Source organism: Kitasatospora sp. NPDC059747 (assembly GCF_042732955.1).
Lineage (GTDB): Bacteria > Actinomycetota > Actinomycetes > Streptomycetales > Streptomycetaceae > Kitasatospora.
In genome coordinates this window covers 62,871-78,792 of record NZ_JBHWGV010000012.1, presented here as the reverse complement: position 1 = coordinate 78,792, position 15,922 = coordinate 62,871, and the positions used below count along the sequence as shown (strand labels likewise).

General features: G+C 72.4%; 12 protein-coding genes. 4 read left to right on the top strand and 8 right to left on the bottom strand.

Annotated features, from left to right (window positions below; genetic code table 11):
* Positions 1-87 precede the first annotated feature (87 nt).
* The 7 genes from ACFV4G_RS08010 to ACFV4G_RS07980 form a co-directional block, all read right to left on the bottom strand.
* Positions 88-1,452, bottom strand: a complete 1,365-nt coding sequence (locus tag ACFV4G_RS08010) for a carotenoid oxygenase family protein (protein WP_380437698.1) — start codon at positions 1,450-1,452, stop codon at positions 88-90.
* A gap of 30 nt (positions 1,453-1,482) precedes the next feature.
* Positions 1,483-2,970: an MFS transporter gene (locus ACFV4G_RS08005; RefSeq protein ID WP_380437696.1), complete on the bottom strand. Its 1,488-nt coding sequence runs from the start codon at positions 2,968-2,970 to the stop codon at positions 1,483-1,485.
* A 100-nt stretch (positions 2,971-3,070) separates the two neighbouring features.
* Complete coding sequence (locus ACFV4G_RS08000) at positions 3,071-4,510, bottom strand: lyase family protein (protein ID WP_380437695.1); 1,440 nt, start codon at positions 4,508-4,510, stop codon at positions 3,071-3,073.
* Positions 4,507-5,721, bottom strand: a complete 1,215-nt coding sequence (locus ACFV4G_RS07995) for an MFS transporter (RefSeq protein WP_380437693.1) — start codon at positions 5,719-5,721, stop codon at positions 4,507-4,509. Before ACFV4G_RS07995 ends, ACFV4G_RS08000 begins: the two co-directional genes overlap by 4 nt.
* Positions 5,721-6,350: a GNAT family N-acetyltransferase gene (locus ACFV4G_RS07990; RefSeq protein WP_380437691.1), complete on the bottom strand. Its 630-nt coding sequence runs from the start codon at positions 6,348-6,350 to the stop codon at positions 5,721-5,723. Before ACFV4G_RS07990 ends, ACFV4G_RS07995 begins: the two co-directional genes overlap by 1 nt.
* Before the next feature lie 37 nt (positions 6,351-6,387).
* A complete protein-coding gene (locus ACFV4G_RS07985; RefSeq protein WP_380437765.1) occupies positions 6,388-8,097 on the bottom strand; it encodes an FAD/NAD(P)-binding protein in 1,710 nt (569 codons plus the stop codon).
* Between the two features lie 445 nt (positions 8,098-8,542).
* Positions 8,543-9,307: a VOC family protein gene (locus ACFV4G_RS07980; protein ID WP_380437689.1), complete on the bottom strand. Its 765-nt coding sequence runs from the start codon at positions 9,305-9,307 to the stop codon at positions 8,543-8,545.
* Between the two features lie 334 nt (positions 9,308-9,641).
* Between ACFV4G_RS07980 and ACFV4G_RS07975 the strand changes: the two genes are divergently transcribed.
* The 4 genes from ACFV4G_RS07975 to ACFV4G_RS07960 all read left to right on the top strand — a co-directional run bounded on the left by ACFV4G_RS07975 (position 9,642) and on the right by ACFV4G_RS07960 (position 14,374).
* Positions 9,642-11,291 carry a carbohydrate binding domain-containing protein gene (locus ACFV4G_RS07975; protein WP_380437687.1) on the top strand — a complete coding sequence of 550 codons (1,650 nt, stop codon included), beginning with the start codon at positions 9,642-9,644 and terminating at the stop codon, positions 11,289-11,291.
* Positions 11,292-11,451: 160 nt separating this feature from the next.
* The gene (locus ACFV4G_RS07970; protein WP_380437685.1) at positions 11,452-12,129 is read left to right on the top strand and encodes a TetR/AcrR family transcriptional regulator; all 678 of its coding nucleotides are present in this window, start codon (positions 11,452-11,454) and stop codon (positions 12,127-12,129) included.
* Positions 12,130-12,276: 147 nt separating this feature from the next.
* Positions 12,277-13,890, top strand: a complete 1,614-nt coding sequence (locus tag ACFV4G_RS07965) for a cytochrome bc complex cytochrome b subunit (RefSeq protein ID WP_380437683.1) — start codon at positions 12,277-12,279, stop codon at positions 13,888-13,890.
* 112 nt (positions 13,891-14,002) lie between these two features.
* Positions 14,003-14,374: a GntR family transcriptional regulator gene (locus ACFV4G_RS07960; protein ID WP_380437681.1), complete on the top strand. Its 372-nt coding sequence runs from the start codon at positions 14,003-14,005 to the stop codon at positions 14,372-14,374.
* Between the two features lie 49 nt (positions 14,375-14,423).
* Here the strand turns inward: ACFV4G_RS07960 and ACFV4G_RS07955 are convergent, their stop codons facing one another.
* On the bottom strand, positions 14,424-15,683 hold the full coding sequence (locus ACFV4G_RS07955; protein WP_380437679.1) for an Ig-like domain-containing protein: 1,260 nt from the start codon (positions 15,681-15,683) through the stop codon (positions 14,424-14,426).
* Positions 15,684-15,922 lie beyond the last annotated feature (239 nt).

The window sequence follows — 15,922 nt, the reverse complement described above, 5'->3', positions numbered from 1 at the left end:
GTCGGCAATCCGCTCGGGCTGGCGGGCACCGTCACGGCGGGCGTCGTCAGCGCCCGCGGCCGCGGGGGGGCCCCCCCGGGCGGCGTTTCAGGCGTCCGAGCCGTCGAGGGCGGTGTCGGGGATCCAGGAGCCGTGGATGCCCGCGGTCACCCGGCGGGGGAGGTGGACGGCGGCGACCCGGTCCAGGCCGGCCGCGTCGAGGACGAGGAGTTGCGAGGCGTCCTGCTTGAGGTCGGAGACGACGGTGAGCAGGTAGCCGTCGTCCTCGTGGACGGCGCCGGCCGCGGGGACGAAGACGGCCTCGCTGGGCAGGCGGGCGTCGCCGACCCGGTGGATGCGGCGGGCGCCGGTGGTGCGGTCGTACTTGACCACGCCGTAGCCGCCGTAGCCCTTCTCGTCGGGGAAGGAGACGGCGTACTGGTAGCGGTTCTCGACCCCGAGGTAGTCCTCGTTGAGGGTCGGGAACTCCACCGGGAGGTCGTCGACGATCCGCTCGTCGACGCTGCCCGCCGCCAGGTCGATCACCCAACGGCGGGTGTAGGAGCGGGCGTTGGGCTCGGTGCCGCGCCCGGGGGCGCCGACCCACCAGTTCCAGGAGAGCCGGAAGCCCTTGCGGTCGACGGTCGGGCCCTCCAGGACGATGCGGCCCTGGCCGTCCTCGTAGGCGTTGGCGACGTGCAGCATGTTGCCCGGCTCGATGGAGAACCAGCGGATGTGCCGCGTGCCGTCCTCCCCGCGCGGCATGACGCCGATCCGGGCGGGCTGGGTGTCGCTCCAGCTGTAGGGGATGCCGGAGTGCTCGTCCGGGTCGAAGGTGACGTTGCCCTCGATGAAGACCACGTGCCGGCGGATGACGGCGAAGTCGTGCTTGAGCGAGGCGGTCGCGCCCGGGATCTCGGTGCTGCGGACGATCCGGCCCTTGGCATCGGCGACGTGGTAGACGAGGAAGGGCGGGAACGGCGAGGACCCGAAGAAGTGGAGCTCGCCCGTCACCGGGTCCTGCTTGGGGTGGGCCGTCATCGCGGTGCGCAGCTTGCCGTCGAAGTCGAAGGCGCCGACCGTCTCCAGCTCCCGGGTGAGCTCGAACGGCAGGTTCGCCTCGCACAGGGCGAGCAGCCGGCCGGCGTGCTCGATGACGTGCGTGCCGGCGGTGCTGGCGGCCAGGTCGGGGCCGTGCTCGGTCAGGTACGGGGCGCCGTCGAGCGCGGGGGTGCGGACCCAGCGGTTGCGATACCACTCGGCACGGCCCTCGCGCAGGCGGACGCCGTGGACCATGCCGCTGCCCTTGAACCAGTGGGCGGGGGTGACGCCGGGCTTGGGGTTGTGGCTGTTGCGCAGCAGCCGACCGGTCAGCTCGGGGGGCAGGGCGCCCTCGACGGTGAGTTCGGTGGCGGTGATCTCGTCGGCGACGGGGGTGTAGTGGCCAAGCAGGTAGGGCTTGTCGGTGGTCATGGAAGGGGCCCTTCTCGTCGATGTGGGTGTTCAGTAGGGACGGGAGGTTCGCAGGGTGCGCGGTTCGGCGGCCGGACGTGCGGGCTCGACGGCGATGCGCGGTCCGGTGAAGCGGGCGAGGAGCAGTGCGAGGACGGCCGTCGCGGCCAGGACGGCGGCCGAGACCGTGAAGGCGGCCCGGTAGCCGGCCGTGAGGGCTTCCAGGTGCGGGGCGTGGGCGGAGGCGCGGCCGGTGACGGAGCCGGCGAGGGTGGCCAGGGCGGCGAGGCCGATCGCGCCGCCGACCTGGCGGGTGGTGTTCACCAACCCGCCGGCCAGGCCCGCGTCCTGCGGCGGGAGGCCGTCCACGGCGAACGCGGTGAGCTGGACGAAGGCGACGCTCAGGCCGAGGCCGACCAGGACGCTCGGCACGAGGACGTCGGCGAGGTAGCTCCCGTCGGCGCTGATCCGGGACAGCCAGAGCAGGCCCGCGGCTTCGGTGAGGAGGGCCGCGGTCACGGTCGCGGTGGCGCCGATCCGCCGGGAGATGCGCGGGGCGAGCGTGGAGCCGAGCATGTTGGCGGCGGCGAGCGGGAGTTGGCCCGCGCCGGTGGCCAGGGGGCCGGAGCCGAGGACCTGCTGCTGGTAGAGCGGCAGGAAGAAGAAGAGGGCGATCCAGACGGACCCGAGCAGGGCCATCAGCACGTTGCCCGCGGCGACGCGGCCGGTGGCGAACAGGCGCGGCGGGATCAGCGCGTTCGGGCGGCGCGGCTCGATGACGGCGAAGACGGCGAGCAGCGCGGCGGCGGAGCCGAGGGCGGCCAGCACCCGGCCGTCCGTCCAGCCGGCGCCCCGCGCGGTGGTGAGTCCCCAGACCAGGCAGGTCAGGGCGAGGGTGACGGTGGTCGTGCCAAGCAGGTCGAACGCGCCGCCGCCGCGGCCGGCGGCGCGGGGGAGGAGGGCCGCGACGGCGACCAGGACGGCGACCGTCCCGAGCGCGACGGCGTGGAAGATCCACGGCCAGCCCCACGCCTGGGTGAGCGCACCGCCCACCAGCACGCCGCCCGCCCCGCCCGCGCCGGAGACCGCGCCCCACACCCCCAGCGCCCGGCCGCGCGCGGGGCCGGGCGGGTACAGGTCCATGGCCAGGGCGAGCGCGGCCGGGGCGATGGCGGCGGCGCCCAGGCCCTGGACCACGCGTGCCGCGATCAGCACGCCCGGGGAGGCGGCCAGTCCCGCTGCCAGGGAGGCGCCCGCGAACAGCGCGAGGCCGGCGGTCAGCACCCGGCGGCGGCCGAACAGATCGGCCGCCCGTCCGCCCGCCAGGAGGAGCGCGCCGAACGCCAGGCCGTAGGCGTTGACCACCCACGTGGTGCCGCCGTCCGACAGGCCGACCCCGGCGCGGATCTGCGGCAGCGCGACGTTCACGATCGAAGTCGCGACCATGACGGTGAACTGCGCGGCGGCGAGCACCGTGAGCACGGCCGCCGGCCGGGGGCCGGGCGTCGGCGGCCCCGGCGGAGTGCGGTGGAGGTTCATGCCGCACAGACTCGTGCGGGCCGCTGTCCACTATCCAGGCCCGGCAGGAGCGGCGACTGTCCAGTCCTGTCCGGGCCTGTCCGGTCGGGTCGGCGGCCGGCTACCCGGCCAGTTCGCCGAAGCTCGCCTCCAGTGCGGCCTCCGCCGAGCTCAGGCGGCCGGCCACCGCGTCGAGCCACGACGCGTCGGCCCACACCGCCTCCTGGGCCTCCGCGAGCATCCGCCGGAACTCGGCCGGCTGCGGGCCGCCGAGCCCCCGGTAGGACGCGACCATGTCCACCGGGTCCAGCGCGGCACGGAACTGCGCCTCGGTCAAAGGGAGCTCGCCGTCGACGCCGTCGAACTCCACCGCGATCTCCCGGTAGAGCCGCCGCGCCTCGGCGAAGTCGAGCCGCTCCACCGTCAGCCCGCCGCCGCGCCCGTACGTGACGAGGGCGGAGGCGAACCGGTGGCCGACGTGGAACGGGACGTCGCAGTCGCGCTGCAGGACGTTCGCCAGCTCCGAGGTCGTCGAGTAGTCGGACCGCACCTCGGCGAGCGCGGCCTCCTCGTCCAGCCGCATGCCGCCCACGATGGCGTGCACCTCCCCGAGCAGGGCGAGCGTGCGGTCGAGGGTCCGCTGCGCCTCGGCCCGCTTGTAGTCGGTGAGGCCCGAGCACACGTTGTGCGCGGCGAGTGCCGTCGAGACGCCGTCGCCGATCACCTCGCTGGCCAGCAGCCGCGCCCGGTTGAGCGCGACGGGGTTGCGCTTCTGGGGCATCAGGGTGCTGGGGCTGAGGAGGTCGGTGTTGTCCAGGGTGATCCACGGCCGCGCGTGGTGGTACTGCGCGTGCACGTCCTGGACGAACGTCCCGAGGGACAGCGCCAGCGTCATGGCGTTCGCCGCCACCTCGAACCCGATGTCGATCGGCGAGAGCTGGGCCGCGTCGAAGGAGTTCTGCACGGGCTCGTCGAAGCCGAGCAGTTCGGCCAGCCGCACCCGGTTGACGGGGAAGCTCGACGTCGCGAGGGCCGCCGCCCCGAGCGGGCACCGGTTGACGCGCGGATAGGCCTCGGCCAGGCGCAGGGCCGAGCGCCGGAGGGTCGCCTCGTAGCCGAGGAGGAGGTGTCCGAAGGTGGTCGGCTGGGCCTGGACGCCGTTGGTGTACGCGGGCACGATCGCCGTCCCGTACCGCTCGGCGAGCGCGAGCAGTCCGGTGCGCAGCTCGCCGAGCGCGCGGTGGACGAGGACGAGGCGGTCGCGCAGGAGCAGCCGGTAGACGGTGGGCAGCATGTCCTGACGGCTCCGCCCGGAGTGGATGCGGGAGCTGTCGGGGCCCACCAGGTTCCGGACCAGTGGCTCGACGTGAAGGTAGTCGGTCGGCCGGTCGGCCCCGGGTGCCTCGGCGTCGGAGACGACCTTGGCGATCGCAGCCGCCGTCCGGGCGCCGACCTCGCGCGGTGCGATGCCCTCCTCGACGGTCATCACCGTCGAGGCCTTGTCCAGCCGGCAGAGCCAGAAGAACGTGTCCCGGCTGTTCAGGTCGGTCGTGTCGGTCATGAAACGGGTTCCTCGATTCGATGGGGTCGGCCGGCCCCGGCCGACCAGGCGGCGAGCGCCACCAGGACGCTGACGCCGACCACGGCGGCCAGCAGGCCGACGGTCGCGCCCCAGCCGGCGGCGGTGTAGAGCGGGGACGGTGCGACGGCGCCGATGCTGCCGCCCGCGTAGTAGGAGGTCAGGTACAGCCCGACGGCGCTGGACTTGGCGGCCCCGCCGGCCTCGGCGGCGTAGCCGATGGCGCAGGCCTGGCCGGAGAAGACCCCGGTGGACGACGCCGCCAGGCCGACGATCACGGCGGGGGTGGACGGGACGAGGGTGAGGCCGAGACCGGCCAGGGAGACGACGCTGACCAGGACGAAGGTCCTGAGCCTGCCGATGCGGCCGATCAGGCGGCCGGTGAGCGGCGTGACGACCACCGCGACCAGGAAGACGGCGAACACCGCGCCGATCTCGAAGCTGCTCAGCTCGAACGGCGGGGCTTCCAGGACCATCCCCGCGTAGGTGAAGGATCCGACCTGGAGGAACAGGATCGCCGCCCCGATGAAGCAGGTGCCGAGCAGCCGCGCGTTGCCGAAGTGCCGCCCGATGCCCTGCAGGCTGGCCAGCAGCGACTCCGAGCGCCGGAACCGCCGCTCCCTGGGCAGCCAGGCCGCCGTCACCGCCAGGGTGACGAGCAGCACGAGGGCCATCGCGACGAAGGACGACCGCCAGCCGAAGTGCGTGGCCGCCGCGCCCGAGAGGAAGCGCCCGCAGAACCCGCCGAACGCCGTGCCGGAGACGTACAGGGCGTTCGCCCCCTGCGCCGCCGCGCCGGTGCACTCCTCCGCGACGTACGAGACGGCGACCGCGAACACGAACGGGATGAACAGGCCCTGGGCGAAGCGGCACACCAGCATCGCGGTGAAGTCCCGGGCCAGCGCGCAGGCGAGGGTGGCGGCGAGCGACGCGCCGATCGCCGCCACCATCACCCGCTTGCGGCCCAGGAAGTCGGAGACGGAGCCGGCGAAGGGGGCCATCCCCGCGACGCCCAGCGTCGTCGGGGTGATGGTCCAGGCGGCCTGCCCGACGGGCACGTTGAGGTCCGGGGCGAGCTCGGGCAGCAGCGGCTGGGTGGAGTAGATGTTGAGCAGCGCGCACAGGCCGAGCAGGAAGACGGCCGTCCGGGCCTTCAGGGCCAGTGGCCCGGCGGCGTCGGGATCAGTCGGCACTACGCGGACTCGGAGGCGGACCCGGCGCGGGCGAGCAGCCAGGTCAAGTGCCGCTGCACGGCGGGCCATTCGCCGTTGATGACGCTGTAGTAGCAGGTGTCCCGCAGGGTCCCGTCCGGCAGGATGAGGTGGTTGCGCCAGACGCCCTCCAGCTTCGCCCCGAGCCGCTCGATCGCGCGTCGGCTGGGCTGGTTGAAGAAGGCGGTCCGGAAGCCGACCGCGATGCAGTCCTGCTGCTCGAACGCGTGGCGGAGCAGCAGGAGCTTCGCCTCGGTGTTGAGCGAGGTGCGCTGCACGCTCCCGCGGTACCAGGTGTGCCCGATCTCCAGCCGGCGGTTGGCGGCGTCGACGTTCATGTAGGCGGTCATGCCCGCGATCCGGCCCTGGGCGTCGAGCACGGTGAAGGGCACCATCCGCCCCTCCTCGGCGAGCCCGAGGCGCCACTCGATCTCCTGCCGCATGCCGTCGGGGGAGGGCACGGCGGCGAACCAGGTGTCCCACACCTTGCCGTCCTCGACGGCGTCGACGAGCTCGGCCTCGTGGCCGGCTTCGAGCGGGACCAGCGTCACGTGGTCGCCCTTGACCGTGAACGGCGTTATCCAGGGGGCGCGTTGCTGGGTGGTGGTCATCGTCGTCTCCAAGGGTCTTGAGGAAGGGTCCCGGCCGTCAGGCCTGCTGCGGGGACCGCTGCGGCGCGAGCAGGTGGTCGACCATGGCCTGGACGGCCGCGGCGGCGTCCGCGGTGATCCGGGAGTCGACGCCGGGGGCCGGCAGCATGTTGGTGAAGTAGTGCGCGCCTTCGGTGATGTGGCCGAGTGCGCAGATGTTCGGCACGACCGAGCCCTCGGCGTCGATCAGCCGTCCGGCGGTGTCGACGTCGAAGCCGCCCGGCCGGAACCAGCCGTTCGCGAAGGGACGGGCGTGACCGGCCGACAGCAGCGACCGCGTCAGCGGCGAGGCGTCGTGCTCGGGCAGGAACGGGTCGACGCTCGCCCCGACGAGCACGTCGAAGCGGGTGGGAGGTGAGGACTGCAGGGGGCTGTCGAGGACGAACTCGGCGCTCTCCGGGTCGAGTCGGGCCGTCGCCCCGGGGCCCGCGCCGAGGTGCAGGACCCCGGCGGCGAACAGGGCGCGCCACTCGCGCGACCTGGAGGCGGGCGGCCCGGCCGCCACGGCGTTCAGCATCGGGGCGTACACCTGGCAGAACCGCTGGTGCGAGGCCGGGGTCAGCCCCCGGTGCTCGACGGCCAGCCGGAGCTCGTCGCGCAGGTCGCGCAGGGCGTCGGCGGCGGCCTTGACCGGGTTCTTCAGGTTCCCTTCGGCGGCGCGGCGCTCGTCCGTCGCGAGGAAGTCGACGAGGTCCGACTGGTACGCGCCGAGCGTTCTGGGCGGGCCCGGCTCGGGGCGGCGGAGCAGGGAGTCGACCTCCGGGAGGTCCGCCGGTCCTCCCACGGCTTCGGCGGCCGCTCGCAGTTCGGCCCGCAGCAGGGGGAGCAGGTGGCTCTCGAAGTCGAGCTGACCGTGGGTCCGGCGCAGGTTCCGCAGCTCGTCCGCCCTCAGGACCGAGGGCCGGTGCGCGTCCGCCGGGGTCTTCTGGTTGACGGCCCGGGGAGAGAAGACCCGGCCACTGCGCGAGTAGACGTGGATCCGGGGTTCGTCGCCGCTCGGACGGTAGACGGGCTCCCCGTCCGCCCCCGTGACGAACCGTCCGCCGCGGCCGACGGTCAGACTGGCGACCGCGTCGATCGCCGACAGCCCCATGCCGCGCACCGCGACGCGCGCGCCGGCTTCGATGGTGTCGAGTTTCTGCAGCGGGTAGCAGTTGCGGACGTACCGCAACCGGGGGTTGGCCCGGTGGTGGTCGGCGACGAACTGCTGGACCGCCTGGTCCTCCTCCGTCGGGTGGTTCGTCCCGTGGCCGGTGGTGAGGAAGACGAAGTCCGCGGCGACGATCGCGCCGTCCGACAGGTTGAGGACCCAGGACCGGTCCCGCAGGGCCCGCAGCGTGTGCGCGGTCGCCCGGTGCTCGTGGACTCTGATCGTGTCGGGCGCCTGTCGGCGCAGGAGCCGGTAGGAGTGGGCCAGGTAGCGGCCGAGGACGCCGCGCGACAGGTAGGTGTTCTCGGGGACGCCGGCCCATTCGGCCAGGCCGGGGCCGGAGACCGGCTGCCCGGGAGCGCTGGAGTCACCGGTGCGGAACACCGTGACCTGGCCGGCGATGGTGTTCATGAGCAGGTGGTTCGGCTGGCTCGGGTAATGAGTCCCTGAACCCGGGTGATTCGGGTCGATCAGATGGATCGACAGGCTTTCCCAGGGGATCTGTGGTATTCCGCAGATCCGCTCCAGAATGCTGAGTCCGCGCGGGCCGCCGCCCACGATGGCAATGGAGACGTGCTTTGAAGTCACAGTAACCCCAGGGTTAAGAAGTGGTCATTGCGCGGGGGCTGTTGAGGTCTGACCTGGCAGTTGGCGTGGCGGGAGAGGGATTGAAGCGTCATGGCGACGAACTCCAGGTGATTTTCGGTGACTTCCGTGCAGCGGTGCGGGCACGGGCGGGCCGGCCTCGAATGGCCGTCGGACGGGCGGAGCGCGTCCCCTCAATGCTCAACGGGTCGCGCACGAAGTCCGGTTCAACGGAATTTATTCAACCGGAGCGCCGTCCTGACGGCAAGTGAGGAAAATGTGCCCTTGGGGCCGATGATTTGTGAACGTACGACCGGCGTCGTCGAAGCGCGGCCGCAACGGCTGCGGGAACGCGCAGGCCCCGGCTGTCCGACAGCCGGGGCCTGCACGGGGTGGTTCGACAGCCGCAGCGGCGTGGTCAGCCGCCGGTGCGGGGCGCGAAGACGCCGAAGGCGGCGCCCTGCGGGTCGCGGATCACCGCGATCCTCGGGCCGTTCTCCATCTCCACGTCGACGGGCCCGTGCAGGACTTCGGCCCCGAGGCGGCCCGCCGTCGCCGCGGACGCGTCCACGTCGGCGACGAGGAAGTGCGGGATCCAGTGGGACGGGATCTCGGGCGGGAACTGGTCGCCCATCTCCATCACCCCGCCGAACATCTCGCCGGCCAGTCCGACCATCGGGTAGACGTCGTTCGGCCAGACCTGCCAGTCGAAGGCGGACTTGTAGAAGTCCACGGCGGCGTTGCGGTCCCTGGTGGACAGGTCCGCCCAGCCGAAGGCGTTCGGCTCGTTCACCACGCCGAAGCCCTGGAAGGCCCGGGCCCGCCAGACCGCGAACGGGGCGCCGGTCGGGTCGCTGAGCAGTGCCCAGCGGCCGAGGTCGCCGATCTCCATCGGGCCCATCCACACCTGGGCGCCCGCGGCCTTGGCGGTCTCGCAGGTGGCGTCGGTGTCGGTGGTGGCGAACGACAGCAGCCACATCACCGGCTGCTGGGGGTTCATCAGCGGGGCGGCGCCCGCGGCGGGGGAGCCGTCGAGGGAGAAGGTCGTGTAGCCGCCGTACTGGGGGTCCGGGTCGGTCTCGGCGGTCCAGCCGAACAGTTCCCCGTAGAACCGCTTGGCGCCGTCCATGTCCGTGACGCTCAGCTGTGCCCAGCAGGGGGAGCCGGGGATGATCTCGGTCACCTTCAACGCGGGAGCCTTTCGAGTCGGGGTCGGGGCAGATCGACCATATCGGGTCATTCCTCGGATAGCGGGCAGCCGACCGCGAAGTCCCGGGATCATTCGGCCGGTGTCCGGGGCGTGTTCGGCCGGACCGCTCCGCAAGTGGTCCAGACCTATTGACGGGCCTTGCCGCCCCTCCTACGATCCGGACCGGCACAGCCCCACATGTCCCCCCACCTCACCCAGAGCCGGGCGTCACACCCCCACGCGTCGGTCATGTCCATGACGCTCGGCGGGAAGGGAGCACCGCATGTTCCATCGGAGGCCGCACGGCCCACGCCCGCAGCGCGCGGTCGTGGCACGCGCACCGCAGGTGAACCGCACGAGCCGCGTCGAGCACGGGCCGACCCTCCTGAGGCGGTCCCTCGCCGGGGTGAGCGCCGCCGCCGTCATCGGCGCCGGCCTCGCCGCGGTCGGCTCCGTCACCGCCGGGGCCGCCACGACCAACCTGGTGGCCAACCCCGGCTTCGAGAACGGCCTCTCCGGCTGGACCTGCACCGGCGGCTCCGGGACGACCGTCGGCAGCCCGGTCCACTCCGGCGCCGCGGCGCTCCAGGCCACGCCGACCGGCCAGGACACCGCCCAGTGCAGCCAGACCGTCAGCGTGCAGCCCAACTCCCAGTACACGCTGAGTGCCTACGTCCAGGGCAGCTACGTCTACCTGGGCGCCACTGGCACCGGCGGCAGCGACCCGTCCACCTGGACACCGGGCAACGCGTCCTACGGCCAGCTCAGCGTCGGCTTCACGACCGGGCCCGGCACCACCTCGGTGACGGTCTACCTGCACGGCTGGTACGGGCAGCCCGCGTACTACGCGGACGACGTGTCGCTCACCGGCCCCGGCGGCAGCAGCCCGTCGCCCACCGCCACGACGCCGACCAGCGCGCCGCCCACGTCCGCGCCGCCCACCAGCACGCCGCCCACCAGCGCGCCGCCGCCCACGAGCGCGCCGCCCACGAGCGCCCCGCCCACCACCCCGCCGCCCGGCGACACCTGCCCGACGAAGCCCAAGCCGTCCGGCAAGGTCCTCCAGGGCTACTGGGAGAACTGGGACGGCGCCGCGAACGGCGTCCACCCCGGCATGGGCTGGGTGCCCATCACCGACAGCCGGATCGCCGCCCACGGCTACAACGTCATCAACGCCGCCTTCCCGGTGATCCTCTCGGACGGCACCGTCCAGTGGCAGGACGGCATGGACACCAACGTCAAGGTCGCGACCCCCGCCGAGATGTGCCAGGCCAAGGCGGCCGGGGCGACGATCCTGATGTCCATCGGCGGCGCGGCCGCGGGCATCGACCTGAGCTCCGGCACCGTCGCCGACCGCTTCGTGGCGACCGTCGTCCCGATCCTCAAGAAGTACAACTTCGACGGGATCGACATCGACATCGAGACCGGTCTGTCCGGCGGCGGCGACATCAACACGCTCTCCGCCTCCCAGGCCAACCTGGAGCGCATCATCGACGGCGTGCTCGCCCAGATGCCCGTCGGCTTCGGCCTGACGATGGCCCCCGAGACCGCGTACGTCACCGGCGGCAGCGTCACCTACGGCTCGATCTGGGGCGCCTACCTGCCGATCGTCAAGAAGTACGCCGACAACGGCCAGTTGTGGTGGCTCAACATGCAGTACTACAACGGCAGCATGTACGGCTGCTCCGGCGACTCCTACCAGGCCGGAACCGTCCAGGGCTTCACCGCCCAGACGACCTGCCTGAACAACGGCCTGGCCATCCAGGGCACCACGGTCAAGGTCCCCTACGACAAGCAGGTCCCCGGCCTCCCCGCCCAGCCGGGCGCGGGCGGCGGCTACCTGGACCCGGGCCTCGTCGGCCAGTCCTGGAATGCCTTCGGCGGCTCGCTGAAGGGCCTCATGACGTGGTCCCTCAACTGGGACGGCTCGAAGGGCTGGACCTTCGGCGACAACGTCAAGTCCCTCCAGGGCCGTTGACCCTCCGCTGACCCCCGCGCCCCGGGCCACCACGGTCCGGGGCGCGGGCGTCGTCGGTGGCACCCGGGCCGGCGCGGTGGCCCGGATAGGCTGATGGGCGCCCGTTTCCTCCCGTTGTCCCGCCTTCCGCCCGCCCGCGACGATCACCGAGGCCGCCGTCATGCCCGCCACCCCGAACGACTCTCCCGCCGGCCCGGCGCCGGCCGCCTCCCGCCGCCGGGACGCCGCCCGCAACCGCGAGATCCTGGCCGCCGCCGCCCGCAAGCTGTTCGCCCGGGAGGGCCTGAACGTGCCGCTGGACCGCATCGCCAAGGCCGCGGGCGTCGGCAACGCCACCCTCTACCGGCACTTCCCCACGCGCGAGGCCCTGATCGAGGAGATCTTCGCCGATACGCGCACCGTGTTCGATCAGGCCGCCGCCGACGCCCTTGCGGAGCCGGACGGCTGGCGGGCGCTGCACGGCTACTTCGAGCGGATCTTCACCCTGGTCGCCGGCGACCGCGGCCTCAACGACCTGGTCACCGCGACCGCCCGCGACTCCCGCTTCCTCGCCGAGCTCTCCGAGAGCAACGCCGCGACGGTCGCCACCCTGGTCGCCCGCGCCCAGGAGCAGCACACGGTGCGCAGCGACGTGACCACCATGGACCTGCTGATCCTCATGGGCCCGCTGGTGCGCGCCATGCCCGCCCTGACGGAGCGGCACCCGGACGGCTGGCGCCGACCGCTCGCCCTCCTGCTCGACGCCTTCCGTCCGGCCGGCGCGACGCACGCGCTGCCCGGTGCGCCGGTCGGCTCGGAGCACCTGGAGGACACCTTCTACCGCCTCTGGGAGGCGTGAGGGGCGCCACTCCGTCCGCGGGCGGGGTGGCCGACCGTTGTGATCGTGCCCACCCCGCCTGGAATCGGGGATCACTCCCCGGTTATCGTGGCCTCGGCTTGATACGGGGAGCTATCCCCGTTTCACTTTCGACCGAGGTGCGTGGACATGACGCGGAATCAGAGCCCGGGGCGTGGGCAGCGGGCGGCCGACTGGGCGGACGGCCGGCTGGGGATCTACACCCTGGCCAGGGCCAACCTGCGCAAGATCTTCCCGGACCACTGGTCCTTCATGCTGGGCGAGATCTGCCTCTACTCGTTCGTCATCATCATCCTGACGGGCGTGTACCTGACGCTGTTCTTCAAGCCGTCGATGGCCGAGGTCGTCTACAACGGCTCGTACGTGCCCCTCAAGGGCATCGGCATGTCGGAGGCGTACGCGTCGACGGTGAACATCAGCTTCGAGGTGCGCGGCGGTCTGCTGATCCGTCAGATCCACCACTGGGCGGCCCTGGTGTTCGTGGCGGCCATGTTCGTGCACATGATGCGGGTGTTCTTCACCGGCGCGTTCCGCAAGCCGCGTGAGATCAACTGGGTCTTCGGCTTCCTGCTGCTATTCCTCGGCATGCTGGACGGTTTCTTCGGCTACTCGCTGCCGGACGACCTGCTGTCGGGCACCGGCATCCGCTTCATCGAGGGTGTGCTGCTGGCCGTGCCGGTGGTGGGCACGTACATCCAGATGTTCCTGTTCGGCGGGGAGTTCCCCGGCCACGACATCGTGCCGCGGTTCTTCACGATCCACGTGCTGCTGATCCCGGGCATCATGCTCGGCCTGCTGGTGGCGCACCTGATCCTGGTCTTCTACCACAAGCACACCCAGTGGGCGGGCCCCGGCAGGAACGAGAAGAACGTCGTCGGCATGCCGCTGATGCCGGTCTACATGGCGAAGGCCGGTGGCTTCTTCTTCCTGGTGTTCGGCATCATCGCGCTGATGTCGGCGGTCGCCACGATCAACCCGATCTGGTCGTACGGCCCCTACCGGCCCGACCAGGTGTCCACCGACGCCCAGCCGGACTGGTACATGGGCTTCGCCGAGGGGCTGATCCGCGTCATGCCCGGCTGGGAGGTCGGGCTCTGGGGGCACACCCTCAACCTCGGGGTGCTCATCCCGTTCACGCTCTTCCCGCTGGTCCTGGGCGCGATCGCGGTCTACCCGTTCGTCGAGGGCTGGGTGACGAACGACCGGCGGGAGCACCACCTGCTGGACCGGCCGCGCAACGCGCCCGTCCGCACCGCGCTCGGCGCCGCCTGGATCAGCGTCTACCTGGTGATGCTCGCGGGCGGCGGCAACGACCTGATCGCGACCCACCTGCACCTGTCCCTGAACGCGATCACCTACGCGGTGCGCGTCGGCTTCTTCGTCCTCCCGGTGGCCGTGTTCATCGTCACCAAGCGCTGGTGCCTCGGCCTCCAGCGCCGTGACAAGGAGAAGGTGCTGCACGGCCGCGAGACCGGCGTCATCAAGCGCCTGCCGCACGGTGAGTTCGTCGAGGTGCACGCTCAGCTGCCGCAGAAGGAGCTGTTCAAGCTCACCGCTCACGAGCAGAACCGGCCGGTCGGGCTGCCGGCCCGGACGGACGAGAACGGCGTGGCCCGCAAGGCCGGCATCCTCGCCCGCACCCGGGCCAAGCTCTCCCACGGCCTCTACGGCGAGGGCAGCCAGATCCCCAAGCCCACCGCCGAGGAGCACCACGAGATCACCAGCAGCCACGGCCACCACTGATCCCGTCCGCACCGCAGCGCCACACCCGAGGGCCGCTGACCAGAGTTCTTCTGGTCGGCGGCCCTCGGGCTTTGCCGTCTCCCCAGCCCCCAGGCACCCTCAGGAGCCCATCGTGCAGCTGTCCGTCGACCCCGCCTCCGCCACTCCCCCGTACGAGCAGATCCGCGCCCGGATCGCCGAGCTGGCCCGCTCGGGCGAACTGCCCACCGGGCTGCGGCTGCCCACCGTCCGGGCGCTGGCCGAGGAGCTGGAACTGTCCGCCGGGACGGTCGCCCGCGCCTACCGAGAGCTGGAGGCCGACGGCGTCGTGGAGACGCACGGCCGGCGCGGCACGCTGATCGCGTCCACCGGCGACACCGCGCACCGGCTGGCCGCCGAGGCGGCCACCGAGTACGCCGAACGGGTGCGCCGGCTCGGGCTGTCGCGCGGGGACGCCCTGGCGGCGGTGGACACCGCGCTGCGGGTCGCGTTCCCGGAGGACTAGGGAGGACCAGGAGGACCGGGAGACCTGCGGAGGGCCTGCGGAGGGCCGCTCAGACCTCCGGGCGGATCATCCCCGTGGCGGGGGCCTGGGAGGCCGCGACGGTGGTGCTGAAGGGCTTCCCGAGGGAGCTGTGCTTGACCCAGTCCGCCCAGGACACGTTCCAGTCCCCGAAGCCGTTGCCGAACGGCTCCATCGTGGCGCCGTGGCTGTTGACCACCGTCACCAGGTCCCCCACCCGGGTGTTGTCGTAGAACCACTTCGCGTTGTCGGTGCTCATCCCGGTGCAGCCGTGGCTGACGTTCTCGTAGCCCTGCGAGCCGACCGACCACGGCGCCGCGTGGACGTACTCGCCGCTCCACGTCACCCGGGTGGCCCACTCGACGTTGAGGTCGTAGGCCTCCGAGCTGCCCGCGGATATGCCGATCGTCTCGCCGTTCATCCGCACCGAGCGCTCCTGGCCGAGCACCACCTTGACGCCGTTGCGGGTGTCGAAGCCGGGCTTGCCGGTGGTCACCGGGATGGTCCGGATCACCTCGCCGTCGCGCTTCAGGGTGAGCTCGTGGGCGGCGGCGTCGATCACCGACTCGACCCGGGCCCCGATCCGCAGCTTCAGGCTGCTGCGGTCGCCGCCGTACAGGCCGTCGGCGATCCGGGTGCCGGTGCCGTCGAAGGCCAGGCCGACGGTGGTGCCGACGGGCCAGTACTCCTCCGGGCGGAAGTGCAGGTTCTTGTCGTCCACCCAGTACCACGCGCCGGTGACGGCGGGCTGGGAGCTGACCGTCAGGGCCTGCTCGACCTCCTGCCGGGCCTGCGGGTCCTTGACGGCCTCGGAGAGCTGCACGGTCAGCGGCTGGCCGACCCCGTACACGCCACTGCCGGAGGAGTCCGGGCCGAGCTTCGCGGTCAGCAGGCGCTGGGCGGCGAGGGTGCTGAAGTCCTGGGTGGTCTCGCCGCGCCCGCCCCTGCCGTCGTCCGCCGCGATCCGGACGCTGTACGACGCCGAGGCCTTCAGCCGGCCGGTCGTCTGCCAGCTGCGCTGGTCGTCCGCGAGCCTGCCGGCCACCACCCGGCCGTCCGGGCCGACCACGGTGACGTCGGTCAGCCTGCTGCCGGCGACGGCGGTCACGGTGACCGACTGGGCCGGATCGACCTTGCCCTCGGCCGAGAGGTGGACCAGCCGCGCCGCGTCGACCTTGTGCGGGCCGGTGGGATCGTCGTCACCACCGGCCGAGCAGGCGGCGAGCGGGGTCAGTACTGCGAGGGCCAGCGAGATGCCGCCGAGACCCGCTATTCCGCGCCTGTCGGCCATGACCGCCTCCGGGGGTTCGCACGATTGATCAGATCGTAGGAACGCCTTGCCGTGGAGCGACATCCGAGCGACCCCGCGTTCACCCGGGTGAGTGAGGGGCTCACCCCGGGGACGCAACAGGGGCCGGGCCTCCCGGGGGGGGGGGGCGGCCCCCCCCCGGGGGGGGGGACCGAAAGGGTGTGGTTGTCGCCCCCGGGGGAAGCCAAGAACCCCCCCCACACACCCCAAAAGGATTTGGG